Raw genomic sequence first — 25,706 nt, 5'->3', positions numbered from 1 at the left:
ACGCCGAGCGGCCCGCCCGCCACCGCCCACCCACGGGTCCACTCCCTCCGGTCGGGCCGGGTGAAGAGGGGTCCTCATGGCCCGGTCGGGCCATTGCGGCACCAGGCCTCCTCCGCGAGGCTGGTCGCGTTCCCCCGTCGGAGAGGCCCACGACCAGCGGCCATGGCACCAGCACCGTGACGACCACAGTCAGCGACACCGCGCAGGAGGCGGCACAGCCGCCCTTCCTGCGCTTCGCCGACGCCGCGCTCGCCCGGGCGCTCGACACCGACACGGATCCCGTCCTGCTGGAGCACCGCCTGGCGCACGCGCGCGCCGAGCTCGCCCTGACCGGCTCCGCCGACGCGTTCTCGACCGTCTGCACCAATGCCGGCGCGAACGGCGCGGCCCGCGAGCTGCTCGCCCTCCTGGTGGCCTGCGAGTCCGATCTCGCGCGCACGGCCCGGGTGTCCGCGCTGCGCGACGACGGGCGCTCCGGTCGGCTGACGCTCGGTGCGGCGGCGCGTCTGCTCGGCAGCACGAGTGCGTGCGTGGAGGCTGCGGGTCCGGCCTCCAGCCTGCAGCGCGCGGCGTTCGTCGAGCTCGTGCAGCGCGGGCCCTGGGCCAGCACCGAGATCGCCCTCGCGCCGGGCGTCGTGTGGGCCATCGCGGGCGACCCCTCCCCCGACCCGGACCTGCCCTCGGGGGCGTGGCTGATGGAGACCCCGTCCACCACGGAGCCGGTGGACGACGACTTCGTGGTGGTGTCGGGGCCCGACCCGGTCCGCCGCCGCGACGCGGTGGGCCTCCACCGGGCGGCCTCCGCCTACCTCGTCAGCCCCGTGCCGGCCCACCCGGCCGGCTGGGCGGCGCTGGTGCGGGAGGCGACGGTGACGGGCAGCGGTGTGCTGCTCGAGGTCGATGAGGCGCTGCCCGCCGAGGGTCGCCGCTGGATCGAGCGCGCCGTCCACCTGCCGTGGGCCCTGTCGAGCCTCGACGAGCTCGCGCTGGGCGAGCTCCCGTCACGCCCGCGCGTCGAGGTGCGGGCCGGCGACGACGTGGTCTCGCCCCAGGAGTGGGAGAGCGTCTTCGGTCCTGGGGCCGAGCACCGTCACCGCCTGACGGCACACCAGCTCGAGCAGGTCAGCCAGGCGTTGCCCGCCGTCGGCGGCGACCTCGACCTCGCCGTGCGCCGACTGCTCGCAGGCCCGCTCGGCCGGCTCGCACGACGGATCCGCCCGCGCAAGACCTGGGACGACCTCATCCTCAGCGAGCCCCGCACCGACCAGCTGCGCACGATCGTGGCGCGGTTCCGCCAGGCGGGCAGGGTCTACGACGAGTGGGGCGTCACGGCCGCGTCCGGCCGCGGGGTCGTGGCGCTGTTCAGTGGCCCGTCCGGCACCGGCAAGTCGCTGGCGGCGGAGGTGGTCGCGCACACGCTCGGTCTCGACCTGTACCGCGTCGACCTCTCCTCCGTCGTCAGCAAGTACGTCGGCGAGACCGAGCAGAACCTCGAGAAGCTGTTCGCGGCCGCGTCGGCCGGCAGCTCGGTGCTGTTCTTCGACGAGGCCGACTCGCTGTTCGGCAAGCGCTCGGAGGTCAAGGACGGCCGCGACCGCTACGCGAACCTCGAGGTGTCCTACCTCCTCCAGCGCCTCGAGAGCTACGACGGGGTGGTGGTGCTGGCCACCAACCTGCCCAAGAACATCGACGAGGCGTTCCTGCGCCGCATCCACGAGGTCGTGCCGTTCTCGATGCCCGGGGTCGAGGAGCGCCGCGCGATCTGGGCGCACCACCTCGCCTCGGGCGACATCCCCACGGCCGACATCGACCTCGACCGGCTCGCCGAGCGCTTCGAGATCGCCGGCGGCCTGATCCGCAACGCGGTCGTCGCCGGCGCCTTCCGCGCCGCCGACGAGGGCCGCCCCCTCGACATGGACCACCTGCTCTCCGCACTCGCGGGTGAGTACAAGAAGCTCGGCCGCATCCTGAGAGCAGAGGACTTCGATGCCTGACCTCGACACCCGATCCGACCGCGAGCAGCGTGAGCAGCACGAGCAGGTCGCGCCCGTGCGCCGCCAGATGGAGGTCGGCGCGGCCGACGACCACGCCGAGCTCGACGCCGACCGCCGGGCCGACGCGGCACTGAGCCGTCTCGCCGGGCTCGAGCCGGTGGGCCTCGCCGGGCCTGCCGAGCAGGAGCAGCACGTGCACTCGGCGGCGTGCGGGATCAGCCGCAGCCACGCCCCTGCCGCCGACGCCACGATCGGCTACGAGGGCGGTGCGCTCGACGCCGGCACGCAGTCGGAGATCGAGCGGGCGGTCGGCGGCGGCGAGCGGCTCGACGCGCCGCTGCGCTCGGCCATGGAGGGCGCCTTCGGCCGCGACCTCGGCAAGGTGCGCATCCACCGCGACGACCGCGCGGCGCGCATCTCGCGCAAGATCTCCGCCGAGGCGTTCACGACCGGCAACGACGTCTTCTTCGGCGCCGGTGCCTACGACCCGGGGTCGGCCAAGGGCCAGCGGGTGCTGGCCCACGAGCTCGGTCACGTCGTCCAGGGCGGCGGGTCCGTGCACCGGCTCTGGAACCCGTTCAAGAAGAAGGACGCCGCGCCCAAGGAGGGTCCGCTCAGTCGCGCCGACACCGCGAAGCAGAACCGCAAGGACATGGAGGCCGAGGACAAGGCGGCACGCAAGGAGGCCAAGTTGGTCAACGCCGACCACAAGGCGCTCACCAAGAGCATCAAGCTGTCCTACGAGGCCGACCCGACCTCCAAGCTCTTCACGCCCAAGGACCTCGTCCAGCTCCAGGCCCAGTTCGAGAACAGGCTCAAGCTCGAGCGCGCCGTACGAGCCGCCGTCGCCCGCGACAACGCGACGCTCACCGGCGCCGAGCTCGAGGAGAAGCAGGACGAGGCAGCCGAGGCCGTCTGGGCCTCGGCGTCACCCGAGGTCCGCGCGCTGCGGCCCCTGCGCTTCGACCAGTTCGACAAGGCGCTCAACGAGGTCGCCGAGCTGTCGCGCCAGGGCAAGGAGGAGAAGGTCGGCCAGTCGAGCAAGCTGCTGGCCGACAACGAGGAGTCCTACGGCGCGCACATGACGCCGGAGAAGGCGGAGAAGAAGCTCAAGGAGCAGCGCGAGCTCGAACGCCGCAAGGCCCGGGTGCAGGAGAAGCAGTCCGAGGAGCAGAAGAAGGAGTTCGCGGACAAGAGCACCCAGAAGGGCCAGGACGCCGTCCTCAAGACCGGCAACGGGATGGTCGGCCCGGGTCAGGACAAGACCGTCCGCAAGGACGCCGCGCGCAAGGCGGACGAGGAGGAGTTCGGGAAGGACGAGGACCTCGAGAGCGCCCGCAGTGCACTCAGCACGGGCGGCACCGTCGTCAACGGCCTCGGCATGGCCACCAAGGGCGGCACCGAGGGCCTGATCAAGCAGAAGATGGTCACGAAGGCGGCCGACACCGACGTCGCCTCGGTCGTCGGGGCCAGTGGCGCCGGGCTGGGTCAGCTGCTGACGATGGTCTCCGACGTCCTGAAGTTCGTGCAGCAGATCGGCGACATCCGCCAGGGCACCGCCGACAAGGGCGCGGGCGTGCAGGCGGCACGCCAGGGCGTGACGATCCTGACCGACGCCACGAAGCTCACCAAGACGACCCTGGAGACGGCCCAGGCCGGGGTGAAGGCCTTCGGCGGCCTGCAGAGCGTGGTCGGCCAGACGACGACCGCCATCCCCATCGTCGGGCTCATCACCGCGGCGCTCGGGGCCATCGACAGCGCCCTGCAGCTGATGCCCATCCTCGACCGCCACGCCATCGGCGTGGTCAGCGTCGAGGAGGCGCTGGTCTCGCGCAAGGCGCCCCTCGCCGCGTCGTACGACCGGATCAACAGCCGCACCGCCCAGCTGATCGAGAAGAGCGCGTGGTCGCTCGGCAAGAACCTCACCAACCTCGGTCTCAGCATCGGGGAGGTCGCCTCCGCGGGCGGCATGGGCGTGCCCGCGGCCGCCAAGACCGCGGTGACGATCGTCGACCTGCTGCACACCGTCGGGCACAAGATCTACGACACCGTCATGGAGTCGAAGGCCTCCACCGCGCTCACGGACCGCAACGTCAAGCACAAGGAGTCCGCCTCTCGCGACGTGCTGAAGTTCGACGTCGGCTCCTCGGTCGACGTCATCATCGTCGCCGCCAAGAAGCACCAGCTCCCCTACGCGATCATGACGCTCGAGGAGTACGGCATCACCGCCTCGGAGGTGAAGTCGATGTGGCTGGAGGAGATCCGCGAGAAGGTGCTCGACCACCTCGACACCACCGGCGACCCGAAGACGGTCGGGCAGAAGGTCACCGCGGCCAAGGACTCGGTCGCCAGTGCCCTCGGCTCCGAGAAGGAGCCCGTCGGGATGGAGAAGTCCACCCTGGAGAAGATCAAGGGCGCACCCGGCGCCGTCGCCAGCGCGATCAAGGGGCTGCCCGGCAAGATCAGCGCGAAGTACCAGAGCATGAAGGACAACTGGGCCGACGCCAAGCAGCTCGTGGACGCCAAGAACAAGACCTACACCAGCGGCCGCGACGACCGCGGGACGAAGTCGACGCTCTTCTACGCCCTGCGCGACAAGGAGAAGAACGAGAAGTCGTTGGCCAAGACGCGCGTGATCATGGCCGACCGCGGCACAGCCGCCAAGGACCTCCCGCGCTCCACCGAGGACCGTCAGCGACGCGCCGAGCTGGAGGTCGCCCGCGACACCTCACCCGACGACCGCATCGGCAGACCCGTCCCGCTCGACCCGGCGTTCGTCAAGCAGGTCCTCAGCGCCCCCAACGACGAGCTGTTCCAGGTGCTGGCCAAGATCAACACCACCAGCCCGACCCCTCAGGAGCTCGCGAAGATGAAGTTCCTCGAGCTCGAGGTCCAGGCCCGCATCCAGGCGCGGGGCTGACGTGGGCGGACGGATCTTCGAGGCCGCCGGCCGGGCCTTCGCCGACTGGCCGACGACGGAGATGGACGACGACGGCGGGTACGCCGTCGACGTGGAGGGCAGCGACGGCGACTGGTCGGCGCTCGTCATCACCGACGACGACAACGACCTGTTCGTCTTCTACTCCCTCTCCCCCGTCGACGTCGCCGAGGGCGACGACGCGACGATGCAGCGGATGTCGGAGTTCGTCGACCGGGCCAACCTCGGCCTCGTCGCGGCGACCTTCGAGCTCGACCGCGACAGCGGTGAGCCACGGGTGCGCACCGGGTTGGAGCTCGCCACGCTGCCCGACGTCGTCCTCGACGACCCCGATGTGCTCCAGGCGGTCGTGCTGGACCTGGCCGCCGCGAACATCCGGGTCATGGACCGCTACCTGTCCGGGCTCGTGGCCGTCGTCGCCGGCTCGGTGCCGGTGGCCGACATCGTCGCGCAGATCGAGGCCGACTGAGGGCACCCCCGCCTGCGCGCGACCGGCCGCGCGCCGGGGGTGGCCCCAGACGGGCGGCTCGCCGACCGGGGTCGACGCGGTCCTGACCATGCCGATATGGCTCGCATGGACCATGGTGGGTCTGAGGCGGGCTGCTTAGGCTTCTGGCGTCGTCCGGGACCCGACACGAAGGGACGCCCGTCTTGTCCCTCTTGTCCGGTACCGCACCGTTGCGGACCGCGGAGCCGCTGCCGTGCGCGTAGCCACCGACCAGCAGGTCCGGCAGGTCGAGCCCGGAGCCACCGTCGAGGTGGTCGTCGACGTGGTCAACACCGGCGACCTCATCGACGGCGTCACCGCCCGCGTCATCGGTCTGCCGGACGCCGAGGTGGCGGTCGAGCCGCAGCTGCTGCCGCTCTTCCCGGACGCGACCGGCCAGCTCCGGGTGTCGATCACGGTGCCCACGACGCAGCCCGCCGGGACTCACCCGGTCACCGTCGAGGTGGTCAGCCACGGCGCGGGTGCGCCCACCCAGCACCTCGACATCGACCTCTCGGTGTCGGCGCGTCCGGCAGCCCGCGTGGTCCGCTCCCCCGAGGTGGTCCGGGCGCGACGGGCCGGGCGCTTCCTGCTCGCGGTCGAGAACACCGGCAACGTCGCGCTCGACGCGACGCTCGGCTCCGTCCTCGAGGACTCCCGCACGGCGACGCGCTTCTCGCCGGAGACCCTGCGCGTCGAGCCCGGCACGAGCACCCCGGTGCTGCTGGTGGTGCGGGGTCCGCGCATGCTCACCGGAGGCGAGGTGGAGCGCCCGGTCCGGGTCGTGCTCACCGGCCGCCGCGCCTACTCCATCCCGGCGATGGGCGAGGCCGACCAGGGACCGGACGTCGAGGACGAGGTCGCGCTGCGGCTGCGGCAGCGACCCACCATCAGCCGCGGCCTGATCACGGCCCTGGTCCTGCTCACGATCATCGGGCTCTGGGCAGCGGCGTTCCTGCTCGGTCTGACCCAGGTCTTCGCAGGCGACCCGGTCACCAAGACCGCGCCCGCGTCGTTCTTCACCACCTCCGACGACGCCGCCGCAGCCGACGCCACCGTCGGCGGGGCCGCGGGTGCCGACGGTGCCGCCGCGACCGCCGGGGCGGGCACCGCCGCGGCGCCCGCCGGCGCCATGTCCAAGACCGGGCTGCTCGACCCCGGGGTCGGGGGTGCCATCAGCGGCACGGTGACGGCAGCCAGCAGCCAGCAGCCCGTCGGCCGGATCCTCGTGCAGGCCTACCGCACCGGCCGCGACGGTCCGGTGCTGGTCAGCCAGGCGGCGTCACAGGCCGACGGCACCTACTCCCTCGCGGGGCTGTTCCCGACGGCGTACGTCCTGAAGTTCAGCGCCGACGGCTTCACTCCGGTGTGGTATCCCGCCGCCCCCAGCCGCCGGGGCGCGACGGAGGTGAACGTCGCCGCGCAGGGCAGCACCCAGGGCATCGACGCGGTCGTCGCCGGCCTGCCGGCGCAGGTCTCCGGCTCGGTCGACCCGGGCTCCGCGCTCACCCCGCCCGTGACCACCGTCGTCGCCCGCGTCGCGGGCGGCACCACGCAGGGCGCAGCACCGGTCGTGCCGGCGCCGGGCAGCGACGCGCCCGCCGCCGCGGGCACCGTCGTCGCACGCACGACCACAGGCGGCGACGGCGGCTACACGCTCCCGGGTCTGCCCGCGCCGGCGACCTACGAGCTCTCCTTCACCTCCCCGGGGTACGCCGCCACGAAGGTCCTCACCACCGTCAACGGGGGCGAGCAGCGGCTCCAGCCGAGCGTGGTGCTGAGCGCCGGCGGTGGCCAGATCAGCGGGACGGTGAAGGACGCCGGCGGCCCCATCGGCAACGTCACCGTGACGACCGAGAGCGGCGGCGAGCAGGTCAGCGTCGTCACCCCGACGGTGGGCGCCGTCGGCGCCTTCACGCTCGGCGACCTGCCGACACCCGGCACCTACGTGCTGACCTTCACCGCCGACGGTCACGGCAGCAGCACCGAGATCGTCGACCTCGCCGCCGGCGAGAGCCGCACCGACCTGTCGGTGACCCTCGCCCGCGGCACCGGCAGCGTCTCGGGGCGCGTCACCGGACCCGGCGGCACCAAGCTCGGCGGCGTGCAGGTCTGGGTCGGCGGCAGCAGCACCGGCGCGGCCGGCACCACGGGCTCCACCGGCACGAGCGACGTCACGGGCGGCACGGGTGGCACGGGCACCTCCGGCACGACCGGGACCACCGGCGCCCCGGCCACGACGACGCTCACCCAGGGCCTGGTCGGCACCTTCTCCCTCAACGGTCTGCAGGCCCCCGGGGAGTACACCCTGACCTTCACCCTCGACGGCTACGCCCCGGAGACGGTCCCCGTCAGCCTGACCGCCGACGGTCCCGCACCGACGGTCAAGGTCACCATGCACTCCCAGCTCGGCACGGTCTCGGGCACGGTCACGGGCCCCGACGGACGCCGCTACGACGGCGCCACGATCACCGCGAGCAACGGCAACCGGACCTGGACCACCACCTCGGGCGCGCCCGGCACGGCGCTCTCCCAGGGCGGCTACCGCCTCGCCGGCCTGCCCGCGGGCACCTACAGCATCACCGTCACCGCCGCCGGGCTGACCCAGCAGACGGCGATGGTCACCGTCACCGAGGGCGGCGACGTGACCCAGGCGCTCAGGCTGGGCTCCTGATGCAGGTCGACGTCTCCCCCCGACGGCTCGACGCCGTCCCCGGCGTGCCCGTGCCGGTCACGGTCACGATCACCAACACCGGCGACCTGATCGCGGGGTTCGTCCTCCGGGTGCTGGGCGCCGACCCGACCTGGGTGGAGCTGCCCGACGACGAGCTGTCGCTGTTCCCCGAGGAGACCCGGACGGTCCTGGCCCAGATCACGGTCCCGCCCGGCATCACCGCGGGCGAGCGCCGCATCTCGGTCCAGGTCCGCGAGCTGACCCCGCCGGAGGCCAGCAGCATCGACGAGGTCGTGCTGCGGGTCCCCGAGGCCCCGCTGACGACGCTGCGCGTCGACCCCCTCACCGCCACCTCCGGTCGTAGCGCCCGGTTCAGCCTGCTGGTCGAGAACTCCGGCAACACCCCGCTCTCGGGCTCGCTCCTGGGACAGGACCCCGAGCGACGCGTGAAGTTCCGCTTCGACCCCCCGGCCCTCGACCTGGCCCCCGGCGAGCACGGCGTCGTCGACGTCCGGGCGAGTGCCCGCCAGACGCTCTTCGGCGCTCCGGTCCTGCGCGTGCTCACCGTCGGCGTCGGCACCCCCGGACCGGCGACCCCGGCGGCCCCGCCGGCTGCGCCCGCCGACCCCGCCGACCCCGCCGCCGACGCCGCCGACGCGGCGCGGCTGAAGGTCCCGGGCCGTCGTCGCAAGACGAAGCTGCCGCCCCCGGCCATCCCGGAGGACGTGCCGGTCACCCACGCGACGTTCGTGCAGAAGGCCCTGATGACCCGCGGGCCGCTCTCGCTGCTCGGGCTGCTCCTCGCCGTCACGGTCTTCGCCGTCGTCATCACCCTCGCCCTCTCCCGCCTGGTCGGCCAGTCGGCCGCCGACCGCAACCTCGCGCTCGAGGTCGCGGCCGCGCGCGACAGCGCAGCCTCGGGTGCCGGCTCGGGCACCGGCGTCGGCGGAACGGTGAGCCTGCTGACCTCGGGCGCGCCGGTGGCCGGGGTCGCCGTCGCCGTCTACGCCGCGGGCGACACCGCCGACCCCGTCGCGACCACCGCGACCGACGACACCGGGGTGTGGAAGGTCGGCGAGCTGCCGGTCGGCGACTACAAGATCACCTACCGCGGGGCCGGCTTCACCCAGCTCTGGTATCCCCAGGCCCTCGACGCGAGCAACGCCGACACCGTCACGCTCGGGGCCGGCGAGGTCAAGCTGGGGCTCGACGTCGCCCTCGGAGGCGTGCCGGCCTCGATCGCGGGGCGCGTCGTCGGCGACGACGTCTCCACCGCGACGCTGACCCTGCGGACGCCGGTGGGCACCGCGGGGGCTGCCCCCACCAGCGGTGACAGCGCCACTACGGCCGAGCAGGGTGCCCAGGTCATGTCGGTGCCGATCGGCGCGGACGGCACCTTCCAGCTGAGCAACGTGCCGTCGCCGAGCATCTACGACCTGGTCGTCACCAAGCCCGGCTACGCCACCTCGACCCAGCGCATCGACATCGGAGCGGGTGAGGAGCGCACGGGCGTCGAGATCGCGCTCCGCAAGGGCGACGGCGTCATCTCCGGCACGCTGAGCAGTGCCGGCGGACCGCTCGGCGGCGCGACCGTCACCGCCACGTCGGGCACCAGCAGCGTGACCACGATGTCGCTCACCGAGGGCGACGTGGGCGCCTTCACCCTGCGGGGCCTCACCACGCCGGGGTCCTACACCGTCGTGGCCAGCCTCGACGGCTACGCCTCGCAGACCATGACGCTCTCCCTGGCCGAGGGGCAGCGCCTCGTCGGGGTCGGGATGACCCTGGGCAAGGCCTCGGGCGCGATCGGCGGCACCGTCACGCTGCGCGACGGGTCCGCGGCCGAGGGTGTGGTCGTGACGATCACCGACGGCACGCAGACGATCCAGACCGCGACCAGCTCGGAGGGCAAGCAGGCCAAGCCCGGCCGCTGGACCGCGACGGGGCTGAGCCTCCCCGGGACCTACACGGTGACGTTCAGCCGCGCCGACCTGTCGTCGCAGACGCTCTCCGTCGTCCTGGACAGCGCCGGCAACCTGGTCTCCGGGGGCAGCAGCGCCTCCGGCGTGGACGCGACGATGGAGCCCGCGACCGCCGTCCTCGAGGGCACCGTGACCCAGAAGCTCTCGAGCGGCGCCACCACGGCGGCCGGCGAGGTCACCGTCACGCTCTCCTCCGGCACCGACACCTACAGCGTCGTGTCCGCCAGCGTCCCGGCGGCGCTGGCCGGGCACTACCGCTTCGAGTCGGTCCCGCCGGGCACCTACACGCTGAGCACCAGCCGCACCGGCATCACGCCCACCTCGACGATCGTCGAGCTGGCCGCGGGCGACGAGCGCGACTACCCGCTCCAGCTCGCCGCCTCGGCGTCGGTCTCCGGCACGGTCGTGCGACCGGGCGGCGAGCCCGTGCCGGCCGGCTGGGTCGTCGAGCTCTACCGCTCGGGCGACTACCCGCGCACGCCGTACCTCACGACGACCACCGGCGCCGGCGGCACCTTCAGCTTCGCCGACGTCGACGCACCGCAGGCCTACGTCGTCCAGGTCCGGCGCAGTGCCGCGGCCGCGCCGGCCGGCAGCCGGACCGTCCAGGTGAGCACCAGCCAGGCCGTCACCACCACGATCACCACCACCGCCGGCCAGAGCAGCAGGCCGCTCGCCACGACAGCCGGGACACCATGACGACCGCACCCGAGAGCGCACCGCTCGTCTCCGTCGACCCGGTCCTGCGCACCGCCGCCGGGGCGCGGAGCACGGTGCGGGTGAGCGTCACCAACGTGGCGCCCGACCCGCGCGTGCTCAACGTCAACCTGCTCGGTCTCGAGCCGGGCTGGGTCTCCGGCTCGGTCATGACCGACGCGATCGGTCCCGGCGAGACGAGGGTCGTCGAGATCGCCGTCCTGCCCCCGGTCGGCACCTTCCCGGCGCAGTACCCCTTCGCGGTCGCGGTCCAGGCGGTGGACCCGACCACCCACCAGGTCTCCGAGACCGCCCCGGGCGTCGCGCAGTGCCGTCTCGTCGTCAACCCCCGCGCGCAGCTCGTGGTCGACCTCAACCCGCGCGAGCTCGTCGCCCGTCACGGCGGTCCGCTCGCGGTGACCCTGCGCAACACCGGCACGGAGACGGTGCCCGTCGACCTCAGCACCACGACCTCTCGCGGCGTGCACGTCCGGCTGCGCCGCGACCACGTCGAGGTCGCCCCCGGCGAGGTCGTCAAGGTGCGTGGTCGCGTCAGCGCCAACCGCCGCAACCGCGTCGGCGCCACCGCCCGGCACACCTTCACGGTCACCGCGGCCGGGCCTGCCGTCGTACGCCGGCTCGACGGCACGCTCACCCAGCGCGCCCTCGTCGGCCCGGCGGCGGTGAGGCTGCTGGCGCTGGTGCTCGTCCTCGGGGTCTGGCTCACCGCGGCCGTCGTCTTCATCCCCAAGCTCGCCGACTCGGTGCGCCCCGACCGTGAGCAGACCACGACGGTGGCCGGCACCGGTGACGAGGGCGGGGCGGGCGACGGGTCCGGCGGGTCAGGAGGTGCCGGCGGCTCGGGCGGCGCAGGCGGTGCCGGTGGCGCGGACGGGGCCGGAGGCGCCGACGGCGCAGCAGGTGCCGGAGGTGGCACCCAGGCGCAGCCCGCGGTCGCGAGGACCACGCCGCAGCTGCAGCTCACCGGCACGGTCCAGGCGGCCGATCCCGGCGGGGTCACCGTCAGCCTCGAGCCGACCTCGCTGGTCGACGAGGAGGCTCAGGGCGCACAGGCCGTGGGCGTCGACAGCGTCGCCCTCGCGGCGACCGGGATGAGCCCGTCGCAGGCCTTCGCCCTGACCGTGCCGCGCGCGACGCCGACGACCCGCTCGGCCAGCACCACCGACGACGGCTCGTGGTCCTTCCCGAGCATCTCGGCCCCGGGCTACTACCTGCTGACCTTCTCCAAGCCCGGCTACCAGACCCAGAAGTTCGTCGTCGACTCCAGCTCGGAGCAGGCCGCGGAGCCGCTGACGGTCGACCTCCAGCCCGGCGAGGGCAGCCTGCGCGGACGGGTCAGCGGCCCGGACGGCGCGATCGGTGGCGCGACCATCACGCTCACCGACGGCACCAGCACGATCACCACCAGCACCGTCACCAAGGGCGACGGCAAGGGCCGCTGGTCGGTCGAGGGCCTCTCGACGCCGGCGACGTACGTCGTCACCGCGGCGCGGGAGGGCCTGTCGACCGAGTCGGCGCAGGTCGACCTCGCGGCCGGTGGTGACGCGGAGCGCGACCTCAGCATGCGAACCGGTGTCGGGACCCTCAGCGGCAAGGTCAGCGGCACCCGGGCCAACGGCTCGGTGGGCGGTCTCGGTGGCATCGACGTCACCGTGACCGACGGCGCCGACCTGGTGCGCCACACGACGACGCTCACCGGCTCGACGATCGGTCGCTACACGGTGCCGGACCTCCCCGTCCCCGGCACCTACACCGTCACGGTCACCGGCACCGGCTACCAGACCCAGGTCAGCACGGTGACGTTCGGCCGCGGCGACGGCGGCCAGCGTCTCGACGTCGACCCGCTGACCGCCTCGACCGGCGTCGTCACCGGCCACGTCACCTCACGCGACGGCGACGACCTGGTCGGCGCCGGTCAGGTGCTGACCAACGACACCGACACCTACAAGACGACCACCACCTCCTCCGACCCCGGCGCCTACCGCTTCAGCGGCGTCACCCCCGGCACCTACACCCTCACCACCCAGCTCTTCGGCTACATCACCGACTCCGTCACCGTCGAGGTCACCGCGGGCGGCACCGTCACCGAGGACCGCACGCTCGAGGTCCAGCCCGGCGGGGTGCTGCCCGCCTCGAGCAAGATCACCGGCCGGGCGGTCGACGCCGGGACGGGCAACGCCCTCGCCACCTGTGCCGACGACACGGACAAGTGCCTCAGCGCCACGGTCGAGGCGACGGCGATCCAGGCCGACGGCTCGGAGAAGCCGGCGACCTACACGACGACCTTCGCCCGCGGCGAGCAGTACACCCTGCCGCCCGCGAGCAGCGGTCTCGGGCTGCTGCCCGGGGTGCACCAGGTCCTCGTGACCGCTCCGCACTACCTCCCGGCCACCGTCGACGTGCAGGCGCCTCAGGCCGCCACCGTCACCGCGGACCCCGCCCGGCTGCTGCGGTCGCCGCGGATCAGCGGCACGGTGAGCACCGTGGTCTCGGACAAGCCGGACAGCCGCACCTGTGTCTACGTCGTGCCCGGCACCGACCAGGACTCGACATCCCCGTCGGCCCAGGACTGCGACGACGTCGACGGCACGACATGCGCCACGTCGCACCTCGACTACGACGGCGCGCCGGTGACGGCCGCCCAGATCCGGTGCGCGTCGGTGGACGGCACCGGTGACTACTCCGTCGAGGTGCCCGTGCTGGGCACCTACACGGTCTACGTCGTCCCGACGGACACGGACTTCAAGATCACCAACGGACGCCAGGTGGTGCTCGCCGCCGGTGACAGCCTCGACTACGACCCCGTGGTGGACCGCTACGGAACGCTCGCCGTCACCGTGATGGTCCCGGGTGACGACAACCAGCTCACCGTGGCGACCGGGGCCACCGTGTCGGTCAACAACGCCGCCCCCGTCGCGACCGACGCGGGCACCTGGGAGTCCGGCCCCCTCCAGGCCGGGACCTACACGGTCGCCGCGAGCGACACCGTCGACGGCACGGCGCGCAGCGGCACCCGCACCGTCTACGTCGGGCTCAACAACGCCGTGACGCTGCTGGTGCCGATGATCAACAAGATCACGACGGTCACGGGTCGGCTCACCACGGTGATCGACGGCACCACCCGCCCCGTGCAAGGCGCGACGGTCGACGTGACCGCACCGCAGGACTACGACGGGACCACGGCACGCAACGGGCGCGCGCGGGCGGTGAGCAACACCGCGGGCTGCTTCGCGATCGTGCCGGACGCGCAGGCACCGGCCGGGGTCTACCCGTGCAGCGGCACCGACGTCCCGACGGGCACGGCGGCGGCGCTCAACTCCGGCTTCGTCTCCAAGACGGCCACCACGCTGACGATCACCGCCCCTGGCTACCGGTCGGTCTCCCTCGCCAACCGCAAGCTCGAGACCCAGAGCCTCAACGAGTTCACCCTCGATCCCGCCCCGGTGGCCCAGACCCTGTCCGCGACCACCAACCCCGGCACCTCCGTCGACTGGCGCAACGCCACCGTGACGGCGTCCGCCCGCGACGGGTCCCCGGTGAGCGCGGCCCTGCGCAACCCCGGGGGTGGCACCAGCGGGATCAGCGGTGGGCTCGTCTGGGCCGACCCGCGCTACCCCGACGGTTCCGTGCGCCCCGGCACCTACTCGGTCGGGGTCTCCCTCCCGGGCTTCGACAGCACCAGCGCGACCATGTCCTGCGCCGTCAACGGCGCGTGCACGTTCGACCAGCCGCTCACGATGCAGCGTCACGGCGCGATCGAGGTGCGGGTCGTCGACCAGTTCAACCAGCAGGTCACCGGCGCGCAGGTCACGCTCTCGACCAGCAGCAACGGCGCCGCGGCCACCAGCCGCACGCTGCCCTCCGGCACGGGCAACGCGGTCACCTTCGACGACCTGAGCCCCGCCGACACCGAGTCCTACGCCGTGCGGGTGCGGGCCGCCGGCGTGGTCTGGGCCGACTCCGCGGTCTCCTCCGGCCGCTACAGCGTCACGTGCAACCGCACGCTCTCGAGCGGATCCGCCGACGTCGCACCGGGTCTCACCACCGTGTGCACGGTGCAGACGACCCGGCTCGGCACGATCGAGGGCACGGTGCGCGGCATCATCGCCGCAGCGCCGAACACCACGCCGTTCCGGATGCTCGCGCTCACGCGGGTCACCGCGACCCGCTGCACGGTCCTGTCATCCTCCGGCGGCACGACCTTCTGCACCGCGCTCAGCTCGAGCGAGGTGTTCACGGCCACGACCGACGCCGACGGCGACTTCACCGTCGCGGGCACCGTCGACCGGCAGGGGCTTGAGCCGGGCACGTGGCTCCTGCAGGTGGACAACGCCGGCTTCAAGCCGGAGCCGTTGCCCGCCGGCGCTCCGTCGAGCGCTCAGCGCGGCACCCTCGTGACGGTGGCCAACGGCAGCACGAGCAGCGCCGACGTGACGGTCCGAGCGACGCCCGTCGACTTCACGGTCCACCTCCAGGACTCCGCGCGGGCGGCCGTCGACGGCGCGAGCGTGACCCTGCGCCAAGCCGGCCTCGGCGACATCACCGCCGTGGAGAGCACCGGCACGCCCGGTGACTACCTCGCAGCTCAGATCGTGCCGGGCAGCTACACGATCACGGCCAGTGGGCCGGGCCTGATCACCTCCACGCTCTACGTCACGGTCCCCGAGGGTGGCACGCCGTCGGTGTACATGCCGATCGGTCGCGGCGCCAACACCCTGACGGGACGCGTCACCGGGGGCACCCCGTCGGGGGCGGTGTCGGGGGCCGTGGTCCAGCTGACCTGCGGCTCCGGCACGCCGTACGGCGCCGGTCGGTGCCCGGCCGGCGCCCCGGCCATCGGCACCAACGGCTCGCCCCTGAGCGTCACCACCGGAGCCGATGGTCGCTACGAGTTCCGCAACGTGCCCGACGGCCCCTACCGGCTCAGCGTGGCGGCCTACCGGTTCCGGGCCGCGACCCCGGTCGACCTCACCTTCGACCACGAGCTCGGCGCCGTCCCCGCTCAGGACGTCACCCTGACGGAGGTCAGCCGGGCCGCGACCATCACCGTCACCACGAGCCGCAGCGACGACCCTCTCTCGGGTGCGACCCTCGAGGTCAAGCGAGGCACGGCGGCGCCCCTCAGCACCACGCTGAGCGGGTCGGGTGGCACCTTCACCGGCTCGTTCGCCCAGCTGGGAGCCGGTTGCTGGACGGTGACCCTCACCCTGCCGAGCGGTCACAGCGGCGCTGTCTCCGCGCTGACGCAGCCTGGCGCCGAGAAGGACACCCGCCTCGGCTGCGCGGCCGGGGCACTGCAGGTGTCCGGCGCGGACACCACGACGGACGCGACCGGCTCGCTCGACGTCGAGGAGGGCAAGGTCACGCTGACGTCCACCGCCACCGCGATCGCCGGGCACACCGCGCCCAGCACCGTGTCGCTGTCGATCCGTCGGCAGGGTGCCGCCACCGCCCTCTGGTCCCAGGACGCAGCGCCCGGCACCAGCCCGCCGCTCTGGCTGGCACCGGGCACCTACGTCGCCAAGATCGCGCCGCCGGCCTCCGGCTTCACCCCGGCGTTCTGGCCGGCCGTCGAGACGACGTTCACCGTGGCGAGGACCGACGCGGCGACCCCGGCGGTGACGCTGGTCGAGACCACCCGCAACGCGCAGGTCACCGTGAGCGGGCTGCCCGCCGGGCAGGAGGCCACGATCACGGTCACCGCAGGCAACGGCCAGACCGCGACCTTCACGGGGTCGGTGCTGACGAGTGCCCGCAAGGCCACCCTCGCGTTGCCCGAGGGTGCCTGGACGATCTCGGCGACCAGCGCCGGCGGCACGATCGCCGACGTCGCCTACTCGATGACGGCCACGTCGGGGGACATCACCATGACCTACGTGGCGACCCCGCCGCCCACGACCCCCTGAGGCGACCCCGACGGCACGGGGCACGATGGGCGCATGACCTTCCGTCTCGCCTTCGTCACCGGCGCCACTCCGGACAAGTGGGCCCGCACGTGGCGCGAGCGCCAGCGTGAGCCGCTGGAGCTGGTGCCGGTGACGCAGGACGAGCAGGAGCGGGCGCTGCGTGCCGGTGACGTGGACATGGCGCTGGTGCGGCAGCCCGTCGACCGCGACGGTCTGCACCTCATCCCGCTCTACGAGGAGGTCGCCGTCGCCGTCATGAACGTCGAGGACGAGCTGACGCTGCTCGACGAGGTCACCACAGCGGACCTCGCCGACTCCCACCAGGCCTGGGACGGGGTGAGCGACGCCGACGTGGTCGCGACCGTCGGGGCGGGCACGGGCGTGTGGGTGGTGCCGATGTCGATCGCGCGCCTGCACCACCGCAAGGACGTGACCTACCGCCCCGTCACCGACGTGGAGCCCACCCGGGTCGGTCTCGCCTGGCTGGTCGACCACGACGACGAGCGGGTCCAGACCTTCATCGGCATCGTGCGCGGACGCACGGCCCGCAGCTCGCGCTGAGGACTACCAGGACGTCGCGAGCGGGCGGCCCTCGGTAAAGCCGGCGGCCGACTGCACGCCCACCAGAGCGCGCTCGTGGAACTCCTCGAGGGACCGCGCGCCGGCGTACGTGCACGACGAGCGCACGCCCGAGCAGATCTCGTCGATGAGGTCCTCGACGCCCGGACGAGCCGGGTCGAGGTACATCCGCGAGGAGCTGATGCCCTCCTCGTAGAGGCCCTTGCGGGCCCGGTCGTACGCCGAGTCGGCCGAGGTCCGGTTGGCGACGGCGCGCGCCGAGGCCATGCCGAACGACGCCTTGTAGGAGCGCCCGGACGAGTCCTCGACCAGGTCGCCGGGCGACTCGTGGGTCCCGGCGAACCACGAGCCGATCATCACCGACGACGCCCCGGCCGCCAGGGCGAGCGCGACGTCGCGCGGGTGCCTCACCCCTCCGTCGGCCCAGACGTGCTTGCCGAGCTCGCGGGCGGCCGCGGCGCACTCGAGCACCGCCGAGAACTGCGGGCGCCCGACCCCGGTCATCATCCGGGTGGTGCACATCGCGCCCGGACCGACGCCGACCTTGACGATGTCGGCGCCCGCCTCGATGAGGTCGCGGGTGCCCTCGGCCGAGACGACGTTGCCGGCCGCGACCGGCACCGACGGCGAGAGCGCACGGACGGCGGCGAGCGCCTCCAGCATGCGGTCCTGGTGGCCGTGGGCCGTGTCGACGACGAGGCAGTCCACACCCGCCTCGAGCAGCCTCGCGGCCTTGTCGGCGACGTCGCCGTTGACCCCGACGGCCGCCGCGATGCGCAGACCTCCGGTGCTGTCGACCGCCGGCTCGTAGAGCGTGGCGCGCAGCGCGCCGGTGCGGGTCAGCACCCCGACGAGCCGGCCGTCGCCGTCGACGCCGACGGCGACGGGCGCGCGCGAGGCGTCCAGGAGGTCGAACGCCGAGCGCGGGTCCGTGTCGGCGGAGATGGTGACCTCCGCGGGGCGCATGACGTCCCTGGCCTGGGCGAAGCGGTCCACCTCGGCGCAGTCGGCGAGGGTCAAGACGCCCAGCGGGCGGCCGTCCTCGACCACGACCGCGCAGCGGTGGGCGCGCTTCGGGATGAGCGAGAGGGCCTCGGCGACCGTCTGCGTCGGCGACAGCTCGATGCAGGTGTCGAAGACCAGGTGTCGACGCTTGACCCACGACACCACGTCGGTGACCACCGGGATCGGGATGTCCTGGGGCACCACCACGATGCCTCCGCGGCGTGCGACCGTCTCGGCCATCCGCTTGCCCGCGATGGCCGTCATGTTGGCCACCACCAGCGGGAGCGTCGCCCCGGTGCCGTCGTGCGTCGTCAGGTCGACGTCGTAGCGGCTGCTGACGGTGGAGCGCCGCGGCACCATGAACACGTCGTCGTAGGTCAGGTCGTGGGACGGGCGGCGGTCGTCGAGGAAGCGCACGTGGGCAAACCCTAGGCTGCCGTGGTGCACCTCGCCGAGTCCGGAGACCCGACCGCCCTGTCCGCCGCGCTGCGTGAGCGGTTCGCCGAGCGCGTCGGCGAGCCGCCGACCGTGGTGGGCCGGGCGCCCGGACGCGTGAACCTGATCGGGGAGCACACCGACTACAACGCCGGCCTCTGCCTGCCGGTGGCGCTCCCCCACGCGACGTACGCCGCGGCCCGGGCGCGCGCCGACGACCGCGTGCGCGTCGCGAGCCTCCAGCAGGACGACGGCTGGGAGGGCACCCTCGACGAGGCGGCGTCCGCTCCGGGCTGGGCGGGCTACGCCGCCGGGGTGCTCTGGGCCCTGCGCGAGGCGGGCCACGCCGTGCCCGGCGTCGACCTCGTGGTCGACAGCCGGGTGCCGCTCGGAGCCGGTCTCTCCTCGAGCGCCGCCCTCGAGTGCGCCGTCGGCGCCGCGGCCGCCGGGCTCCTCGGGCTCGACCTCGCCGACGAGGGCGTGCGCGAGGCGCTCGTCGCGGCGGGCATGCGGGCCGAGACCGAGGTGGTCGGCGCCCCGACCGGCGGGATGGACCAGACGGTCGCGGTGCGGGGCGAGGCGGGACACGCCCTGCTCATCGACTTCGGTCCCGGCGGCGGCACGACCCAGGTGCCGCTCGACCTCGCCGGCCACACGCTGCTCGTGACCGACACCCGCGTCTCGCACGAGCTCGTCGACGGCGGGTACGCCGCCCGCCGGGCCGACTGCGAGGCGGCCGCGGCCGCGCTCGGACTGGACACGTTGCGCGAGGCGACCCTCGAGCCGGTCGAGACCCTCGACGACGAGCGGGTCCGGCGCCGGGCGACCCACATCGTCACCGAGATCGCCCGGGTCACCGCGACCGTCGCCGCCCTCGAGGCCGGGGACTGGGCCGAGGTCGGGCGCCTCTTCGACGCCTCGCACGCCTCCATGCGCGACGACTTCGAGATCTCCTGCCCCGAGCTCGACGTCGCGGTCGCGGTCGCGGTCGAGGCGGGCGCCGTGGCGGCGCGGATGACCGGCGGCGGGTTCGGCGGCAGCAGCGTGGCCGTCGTCGCAGACGAACGCGTGGACGCCGTCGTCCGCGCCGTCGACGCGGCGTTCGTCCGCGAGGGGTTCCGCTCCCCCGTGCACCTGCGGGCGGTGCCCTCCGACGGCGCTGCGCTCGTCTGACGCGTCCGCTGACGCGCTCGTCAGGTCGCGGAGATGCCGATGCGCCCGTCGCGGAACGCCGAGACGAACAGCGCGTGGTCTGCGCGCACGCGGTCGGCGTAGGCGATGCCGAAGTCGGTCACCCACTGGGTGAACTCGCGGCGTCGGCCCTCCACCGAGGCCCGGATGGCGGTCTCGACCTGGAAGTCGACGAGGTCCTCCTCGCTGTCCTCGTCGGAGGCGCAGTGGATCTTCGCCGTGGCGCGGCCGAGCAGGTCCACGACCTGGGCGATCTGGTCGGGCTCGGTCAGCCCGCCCCAGTCGAGGTCGACCTCGTAGGGCGAGATCTCGGCGACGACGAAGCCGACGCCGTCGATCTCGGTGTAGCCAAGCAGCGGGTCGGTGTGCTTCTGCAGGGCCCGCTGGCTGACCACCGTGCGGTGCCCCTCGTGGTCGAAGTAGCGCTCGACGGACTCCTGGTCCGTGAAGCGGCTCGCCGCCGGCACGTTGGCCTGCTTCATCGACAGCAGCACGTCGTTGTCGAGCGCCTGGCTGGCGCCCTCGATGAGCAGGTTGTAGGCCGGGAGCCCGGCCGACCCGATCCCGAAGCCGCTCTTGCCGCACACGTCCTGCAGGTCGTAGAAGATCGCGTTGGAGGAGCGCTTCGTGCGCGGGATGGTCTCGAGGTAGGCCTCGTAGGCCCGCAGGACCTTCGCGTGCTCGCGCTTGCCCAGGCGGCGCGTGGTCGGGTCGTCGCGGAGCCGACGCTCGCCGCCGTCGCGCAGCGTGACGCTCGTCAGCAGGTCGGCGCGGCGACGTTCGCGGGCCGCGACGAGGGCCTCGTGCACCGGGCCCTCGGTGTTGTCGAGGTGGAGCGCGAACTCGTCGTCGGGACTCGCCTCGTAGGCGTCGACCTGGGCGAGGTAGGCGCGCAGGTAGCGCCCGATCAGCCGGCGTACGTCGTCCTCCGGCAGCGCCTTCTGCCACCCCACCAGCGCGAGCGACGCCGCGAAGCGCTGCAGGTCCCAGGTGAAGTGCCCGAGGTAGGCCTCGTCGAAGTCGTTGACGTCGAAGACGAGCAGCCCGTCGGAGTTGAGGTAGGTGCCGAAGTTCTCGACGTGCAGGTCACCGTGCACCCAGATCCGCGAGGTGTCCCCCACGCCCACCTCGCCGGCGTACGGGTCGTCGGCGGCGGTCACGTCGGCGTAGAACAGGCAGGCCGTGCCGCGGTAGAACGCGTGCGCGTCCGAGGCCATCGTGCGGAACTTGCCGCGGAACGCCCGCGGGTCGGCCTTCATCGGCGGTGCGAAGGCGTCGTCGAGGGTCGAGACGATGAGCTCGGTGCGCTCGTCGTCGGGTCCGGTCTCGCTCATGGCGGTGCGGTACCCCGAAGGGTGAGTACGCGGGCTCAGAGCACCCGGGTACGCCGTCCGGTGCCGACGACCCCACGCGGCGCCGAGGCTGGTCCCATGACGACGAACTCCGCCCCGAGCCACCGCAACACCGCCGCCTTCTTCCTCCAGGCCGGCCTCTCCTTCGCCATCGCCCTCGTCGCGATGCTCTACGCCGTGCTCTACCTGCCCGTCGACCCGTGGGTCCGGGCCTTCCTCGGTCTCGGCACGCTCTACCTCACGACCTCGGCGTTCACCCTCGCCAAGTGCATCCGCGACGCCCAGGAGTCGCAGTCGGTCGCCGTCCGGCTCGACCAGACCCGGGTCGACAAGATGCTCGCCGAGCACGACCCGTTCCGCGCGGTCTCCTGACTCGTCCGCACTCGACAGGTGGTCGACGACTGTCGAGCGGGTACACCCAGGTGGTTGACTCTGACCAGTCGTACCGGCGAGTAACCTTCAGCGGCACCACCCGCTCGCCGGTGCAGCACCTGCAACCCAGTCGCCTGTGGAAGGACGCACCGTGGCACGCAAGAGCCCCCTCGGCAAGATCAAGGACGCGGCCGACGCCGCCGTCGGCACGGTCGGGGCGGTCGTCGAGACCGCCGGCGCCGTGGTCAAGCACCCCGTCGGGACCGGCATGAAGGTGGTGGGCGAGGCCGCCGCCGTCGTCGGTGCCGTCACCGGGAAGAAGACCACCCGCAAGGGAGCCGCCACGAAGGCAGCCGTCGCCGAGCCGGTCCGCACTCCTGCTCCGGTGGCCGTCCCCGATCCTGCCGCTCCCGCCCCGGTCGCCAAGAAGGCCCCGGCTGCGAAGAAGGCACCGGCGGCCAAGAAGGCACCCGCCAAGAAGACACCGGCCAAGAAGTCCGTCGCTGCGGGCAGCACCCCCGCGCCCATCAAGAAGGCCGCGAAGAAGGCGCCCGTCAAGGCACCTGCCCCCGCCAAGGGCGCCACCTCCTCCGAGGAGTCGCGGACCCCGGCCCGTCGCGCGTCGACGGTGGACCCGGCGGCACCGGCCCCGGCGGCGAAGAAGGCTCCGGCCGCGAAGAAGGCTCCGGCTGCGAAGAAGGCTCCGGCTGCGAAGAAGACCGCTGGCCCGACGTCCACCTCGACGGAGTCGACCACGACGGCCGAGACCCCCTCGGCGAAGATCCCCGCCAAGAAGACCCCCGCCAAGAAGTCTCCGGTCAAGAAGGCTCCCGTCAAGAAGGCGCCGTCCGCCGCCGAGGCCCTGACCGCTCCGGCCAAGGCCGCGGCCGCCAAGAAGGCCCCGGCCGAGAAGGCCGCCGCGAAGAAGGCTCCGGCGAAGAAGGCTCCCGCGAAGAAGGCCCCGGCCGACCCGGGTGCGGGCACCGCACTCCAGACGCCGCTCTCGGCCTCCGAGCTGGTCGAGGACACCGCGACCGAGACCAAGACGCCGGTCAACACCACGGCGGCCGACGTCGCGCACAACCCCGACACGACCGACACGGACCTGCAGCAGCCGGGCACCCCGCCGCTGGTCGACCCGTCCCTGACCAAGGCCGTCCAGGCCGAGGCCGAGACGGGCGCCAAGGCCGCCGACGTGACCAAGGACGACGACTCGGACTCCAGCAGCAGCTGACGCCGACCTCGACGAGGAGCGCGGCCCCGGACCTCTGGTCCGGGGCCGCGCTGCGTAGGGCACGAGCGCTGTGCCGACGCACCAGGCAGCGGTGCCTCGGCAACCTTCCGAGAAGCCCAGGAGGTTGCTCACGCACCGCCACCCCGCGCCACCCTGCGCCCGTCCACGCCGCGGCGCGCGACAACGCCGGCGGGTCCCCCGAACCCGCCGGCGCTCGTCCGCTCCCTCGCGGGTCTACTTCAGCTCGGCGCTGGACAGGCCCAGGACGCGTCGGGCCACGATGAGCTGCTGGATCTGCTGGGTGCCCTCGAAGATGTCGAGGATCTTGGAGTCGCGAGCCCACTTCTCGAGCAGCTCGGACTCCGAGTAGCCCACCGCGCCGCAGAGCTCGACGCAGGAGAGCGTCACGTCGGAGCCGACGCGCCCGGCCTTGGCCTTGGCCATCGACGCCTCGAGCGAGTTGGGCTTGCGGTTGTCGGCCATCCACGCCGCCTGCAGCATGAGCAGGCGCGCCCCCTCGAGGTCGGACTCGAGCTGCAGGAACTTCGCCGCCGCGGCCGACTGCGCGAGGCCGGGGCGGTCGTAGTCGATCTCGACACCCGCGTCGGTGAGCAGCTCGCGGGTCAGGTCGAGCGCGGCCGTGGCACAGCCGATCGCCATGGCGGCGACGAGCGGGCGGGTGTTGTCGAAGGTCGCCATCGCGCCGGCGAACCCCTGCTTGGGGTCGACCTCGGCGGAACCGAGGAGGTTCTCCTTCGGCACGCGGCAGTTCTCGAAGATGATCGTCGCGGTGTCGGAGGCCCGGATGCCGAGCTTGTGCTCGAGCCGGTCCACCCGCATGCCGGGCGTCCCCTTGGGCACGACGAACGACTTGATGGCCGCGCGGCCGAGGTCGCGGTCGAGCGTCGCCCACACGACGATGTGGTCGGCGCGGTCCCCGCTGGTGACGTAGATTTTCTCGCCGTTGAGGACGTACTCGTCGCCGTCGAGGACGGCGGTCGTCTTGATGTTGGCCGAGTCGGAGCCGGTGCCGGGCTCGGTGATGGCCATGCCGGCCCACACACCCTCGAAGCGCTTCAGCTGCTCCTCGTCGGCCACGCTGGCGATGGCGGAGTTGCCGAGGCCCTGGCGCGGCATCGACAGCAGCAGCCCGACGTCGCCCCAGCACATCTCCTGGATCGACATGACGCTGGCGAGGTTGGCGCCGTTCTTGTTGGCCCCGTCGTCGGACTTCTCGTCGCGACGTACGCCGGCCGCCCCGGCCCCCTCGGCCGCACCGGACTCGGAGAGCCCGTCGATCATCGCGGCGAGCATGTCGAGCTCCTTGGGGTACTCGTGCTCGGCGAGGTCGTACTTGCGGCTGATGGGCCGCAGCATGTTCATCGCGACCTGGTGGGCCTGACCGGCCAGGGTTCGGAACTTCTTCGGGTCGTCGAGATTGATGGCCATCAGACCAGCACCGCACCTTCCATGAGTCCGATCGCCCGGAGGTCGCGGTACCACCGCTCCACCGGGTGCTCCTTGACGAATCCGTGGCCGCCGAGCAGCTGGACGCCGTCGAGACCGATCTGCATGCCCTTGTGCGCGCAGGCCTCGCGGGCCAGGGCGACCTCACGGGCGAAGTCCTTGCCCGCGGCCGCACGACCGGCGGCCTTCCAGGTGAGCAGGCGCATCGCCTGCAGCTCGATGGCGATGTTGGCCACCATGAACGCCACCGACTGACGGTGGGCGATCGGCTCGCCGAACGCCTCCCGCTCCTTCACGTACGGCGTGACGTAGTCGAGCACCGCCTGCGCGGTGCCGACCGCGAGCGCGCACCAGGCGAGCCGGGACAGCCGCACGCACTCGGCGTACGTCGAGCCGTCGGTCGCGCCCAGCACGGCGGTGGGAGGCACGGTGACGCCGTCGAGGTGCAGGGTCGTGAGCGAGGCGGCCCGCACGCCCATCGCGGGGTCGGCCTCGACGCGGAGCCCCGGGGTGGAGCTCTCGACGAGGAAGAGCACGGGCTGTCCCTCGAGCTCGGCGCCGACGACGAACAGCTCGGCCTCGGCGCCGCGGGGCACGAGCGACTTCACGCCGTCGAGCACGTAGCCGTCGGCGGTGCGGGTCGCCCGGGTCCGCGGCGACAGCACGTCGAACAGCACGTGGGGCTCGGTGAGCGCCAGGGCCGCAGCCGGCACGTCGTCGCCGGTGAAGGCCGGCAGGTAGGTCTGCTGCTGCTCATCGGTGCCCCACAGACCGATCGCGGTGGCGACCGAGCCGGGGGCGAGGGTGGCGACGGCCAGCCCCAGGTCGCCGCGGCCCAGGGCCTCCGCGACCAGGGTGCCGGCCATCGCCGACCGCTCCTCCGAGACTCCCCCCAGGGTCTCGGGCAGCCCGAGGATCGGCAGGCCGATCTCGAGGCTCGCCTCCAGGAGCTCGCGCGGCGCCGCGCACGCGGCGTCCGCGTCGTGGGCCGCCGGGCGCACGACCTCGGTCGCGAACTCGGTGACGACGTCCACGAGCATCTGCTCGTCCTCGCTGGGCGTCAGGTCGAACTGGCCGCTCCGCTTCGCGACCGGCGCGCGGACGCCGGCCTTGTCCTTCGCCCCACTGCGGGCGAAGGTGCGGCTCGCCGTGGTGACGGTGCTGAAGCCGCTGCGGGTCACGGTGAAGACCGCCTGCTCGGCCTGCTTGCGCAGTCCGAGGCGGTCGAGCACGTCGGTCTGGGCGAGCCTGCTCAGCCCGGCGACGAGGTAGCCGATGGGGTCACGCGTCTCGGTCGTCGCCACCCCGTGGCGACCGCCCGGGCGCAGCTTGGCGAGTGGTGGGAGCAACATGGCTCTACTGTAACTCCGAGT

At 73.1% G+C, this 25,706-nt stretch carries 14 protein-coding genes; 10 read left to right on the top strand and 4 right to left on the bottom strand.

The features are described 5' to 3' along the window. Positions 1-176: 176 nt before the first annotated feature. From GRQ65_RS04465 to GRQ65_RS04435, 7 genes are all read left to right on the top strand, one after another. Positions 177-1,994: an AAA family ATPase gene (locus GRQ65_RS04465; RefSeq protein ID WP_160875532.1), complete on the top strand. Its 1,818-nt coding sequence runs from the start codon at positions 177-179 to the stop codon at positions 1,992-1,994. After that, complete coding sequence (locus GRQ65_RS22080; RefSeq protein ID WP_202387339.1) at positions 1,987-4,914, top strand: eCIS core domain-containing protein; 2,928 nt, start codon at positions 1,987-1,989, stop codon at positions 4,912-4,914. The genes GRQ65_RS04465 and GRQ65_RS22080 overlap by 8 nt, the downstream gene beginning before the upstream one ends. Position 4,915: 1 nt before the next feature. Next, entirely contained in the window at positions 4,916-5,401 is a 486-nt protein-coding gene (locus GRQ65_RS04455; RefSeq protein WP_160875531.1) for a type III secretion system chaperone family protein, read from the top strand. Positions 5,402-5,633: 232 nt separating this feature from the next. Further along, positions 5,634-8,093: a carboxypeptidase regulatory-like domain-containing protein gene (locus GRQ65_RS23785; RefSeq protein WP_160875530.1), complete on the top strand. Its 2,460-nt coding sequence runs from the start codon at positions 5,634-5,636 to the stop codon at positions 8,091-8,093. Continuing rightward, entirely contained in the window at positions 8,093-10,774 is a 2,682-nt protein-coding gene (locus GRQ65_RS04445) for a carboxypeptidase regulatory-like domain-containing protein (protein ID WP_160875529.1), read from the top strand. The genes GRQ65_RS23785 and GRQ65_RS04445 overlap by 1 nt, the downstream gene beginning before the upstream one ends. Next, a complete protein-coding gene (locus tag GRQ65_RS04440) occupies positions 10,771-16,698 on the top strand; it encodes a carboxypeptidase regulatory-like domain-containing protein (protein WP_160875528.1) in 5,928 nt (1,975 codons plus the stop codon). The genes GRQ65_RS04445 and GRQ65_RS04440 overlap by 4 nt, the downstream gene beginning before the upstream one ends. Before the next feature lie 33 nt (positions 16,699-16,731). After that, positions 16,732-17,259, top strand: a complete 528-nt coding sequence (locus GRQ65_RS04435) for a LysR substrate-binding domain-containing protein (RefSeq protein WP_160875527.1) — start codon at positions 16,732-16,734, stop codon at positions 17,257-17,259. A gap of 3 nt (positions 17,260-17,262) precedes the next feature. On the opposite strand, the gene GRQ65_RS04430 is transcribed toward GRQ65_RS04435, so the two are convergent. Beyond that, the gene (locus GRQ65_RS04430) at positions 17,263-18,699 is read right to left on the bottom strand and encodes a GuaB1 family IMP dehydrogenase-related protein (protein ID WP_160875526.1); all 1,437 of its coding nucleotides are present in this window, start codon (positions 18,697-18,699) and stop codon (positions 17,263-17,265) included. 24 nt (positions 18,700-18,723) lie between these two features. Here GRQ65_RS04430 and galK point away from each other — a divergent pair, with 24 nt between their 5' ends. Continuing rightward, positions 18,724-19,890, top strand: a complete 1,167-nt coding sequence (galK, locus tag GRQ65_RS04425; RefSeq protein WP_160875525.1) for a galactokinase — start codon at positions 18,724-18,726, stop codon at positions 19,888-19,890. Between the two features lie 20 nt (positions 19,891-19,910). On the opposite strand, the gene GRQ65_RS04420 is transcribed toward galK, so the two are convergent. After that, positions 19,911-21,242 carry a DUF2252 domain-containing protein gene (locus GRQ65_RS04420; protein WP_160875524.1) on the bottom strand — a complete coding sequence of 444 codons (1,332 nt, stop codon included), beginning with the start codon at positions 21,240-21,242 and terminating at the stop codon, positions 19,911-19,913. 96 nt (positions 21,243-21,338) lie between these two features. Here GRQ65_RS04420 and GRQ65_RS04415 point away from each other — a divergent pair, with 96 nt between their 5' ends. Then, positions 21,339-21,632 (top strand): YiaA/YiaB family inner membrane protein, encoded by a 294-nt coding sequence (locus GRQ65_RS04415; protein ID WP_160875523.1) that lies wholly within the window; start codon positions 21,339-21,341, stop codon positions 21,630-21,632. A gap of 151 nt (positions 21,633-21,783) precedes the next feature. Further along, positions 21,784-22,866, top strand: a complete 1,083-nt coding sequence (locus GRQ65_RS22075; RefSeq protein ID WP_202387336.1) for a hypothetical protein — start codon at positions 21,784-21,786, stop codon at positions 22,864-22,866. Between the two features lie 234 nt (positions 22,867-23,100). Here GRQ65_RS22075 and GRQ65_RS04405 read toward each other — a convergent pair whose 3' ends face one another. After that, entirely contained in the window at positions 23,101-24,315 is a 1,215-nt protein-coding gene (locus GRQ65_RS04405; RefSeq protein WP_160875522.1) for an acyl-CoA dehydrogenase family protein, read from the bottom strand. After that, positions 24,315-25,685 (bottom strand): acyl-CoA dehydrogenase family protein, encoded by a 1,371-nt coding sequence (locus tag GRQ65_RS04400; protein ID WP_160875521.1) that lies wholly within the window; start codon positions 25,683-25,685, stop codon positions 24,315-24,317. Before GRQ65_RS04400 ends, GRQ65_RS04405 begins: the two co-directional genes overlap by 1 nt. Between the last annotated feature and the right edge of the window lie 21 nt (positions 25,686-25,706).

Source organism: Nocardioides flavescens, assembly GCF_009823805.1.
In the GTDB taxonomy this organism is placed as follows: Bacteria; Actinomycetota; Actinomycetes; order Propionibacteriales; family Nocardioidaceae; genus Nocardioides; species Nocardioides flavescens.
The sequence above is the reverse complement of the archived record's forward strand: the minus strand, read 5'-3'. Positions and strand labels throughout refer to the sequence as shown.

Excerpts from the sequence above, each read along its gene's own strand:
- GRQ65_RS22080 (WP_202387339.1), top strand. The coding sequence starts at position 1,987 with ATGCCTGACCTCGACACCCGATCCGACCGCGAGCAGCGTGAGCAGCAC.
- GRQ65_RS04445 (WP_160875529.1), top strand. The coding sequence starts at position 8,093 with ATGCAGGTCGACGTCTCCCCCCGACGGCTCGACGCCGTCCCCGGCGTG.
- GRQ65_RS04440 (WP_160875528.1), top strand. The coding sequence starts at position 10,771 with ATGACGACCGCACCCGAGAGCGCACCGCTCGTCTCCGTCGACCCGGTC.
- GRQ65_RS04435 (WP_160875527.1), top strand. The coding sequence starts at position 16,732 with ATGACCTTCCGTCTCGCCTTCGTCACCGGCGCCACTCCGGACAAGTGG.
- GRQ65_RS04420 (WP_160875524.1), bottom strand. The coding sequence starts at position 21,242 with ATGAGCGAGACCGGACCCGACGACGAGCGCACCGAGCTCATCGTCTCG.
- GRQ65_RS04415 (WP_160875523.1), top strand. The coding sequence starts at position 21,339 with ATGACGACGAACTCCGCCCCGAGCCACCGCAACACCGCCGCCTTCTTC.
- GRQ65_RS04405 (WP_160875522.1), bottom strand. The coding sequence starts at position 24,315 with ATGGCCATCAATCTCGACGACCCGAAGAAGTTCCGAACCCTGGCCGGT.
- GRQ65_RS04400 (WP_160875521.1), bottom strand. The coding sequence starts at position 25,685 with ATGTTGCTCCCACCACTCGCCAAGCTGCGCCCGGGCGGTCGCCACGGG.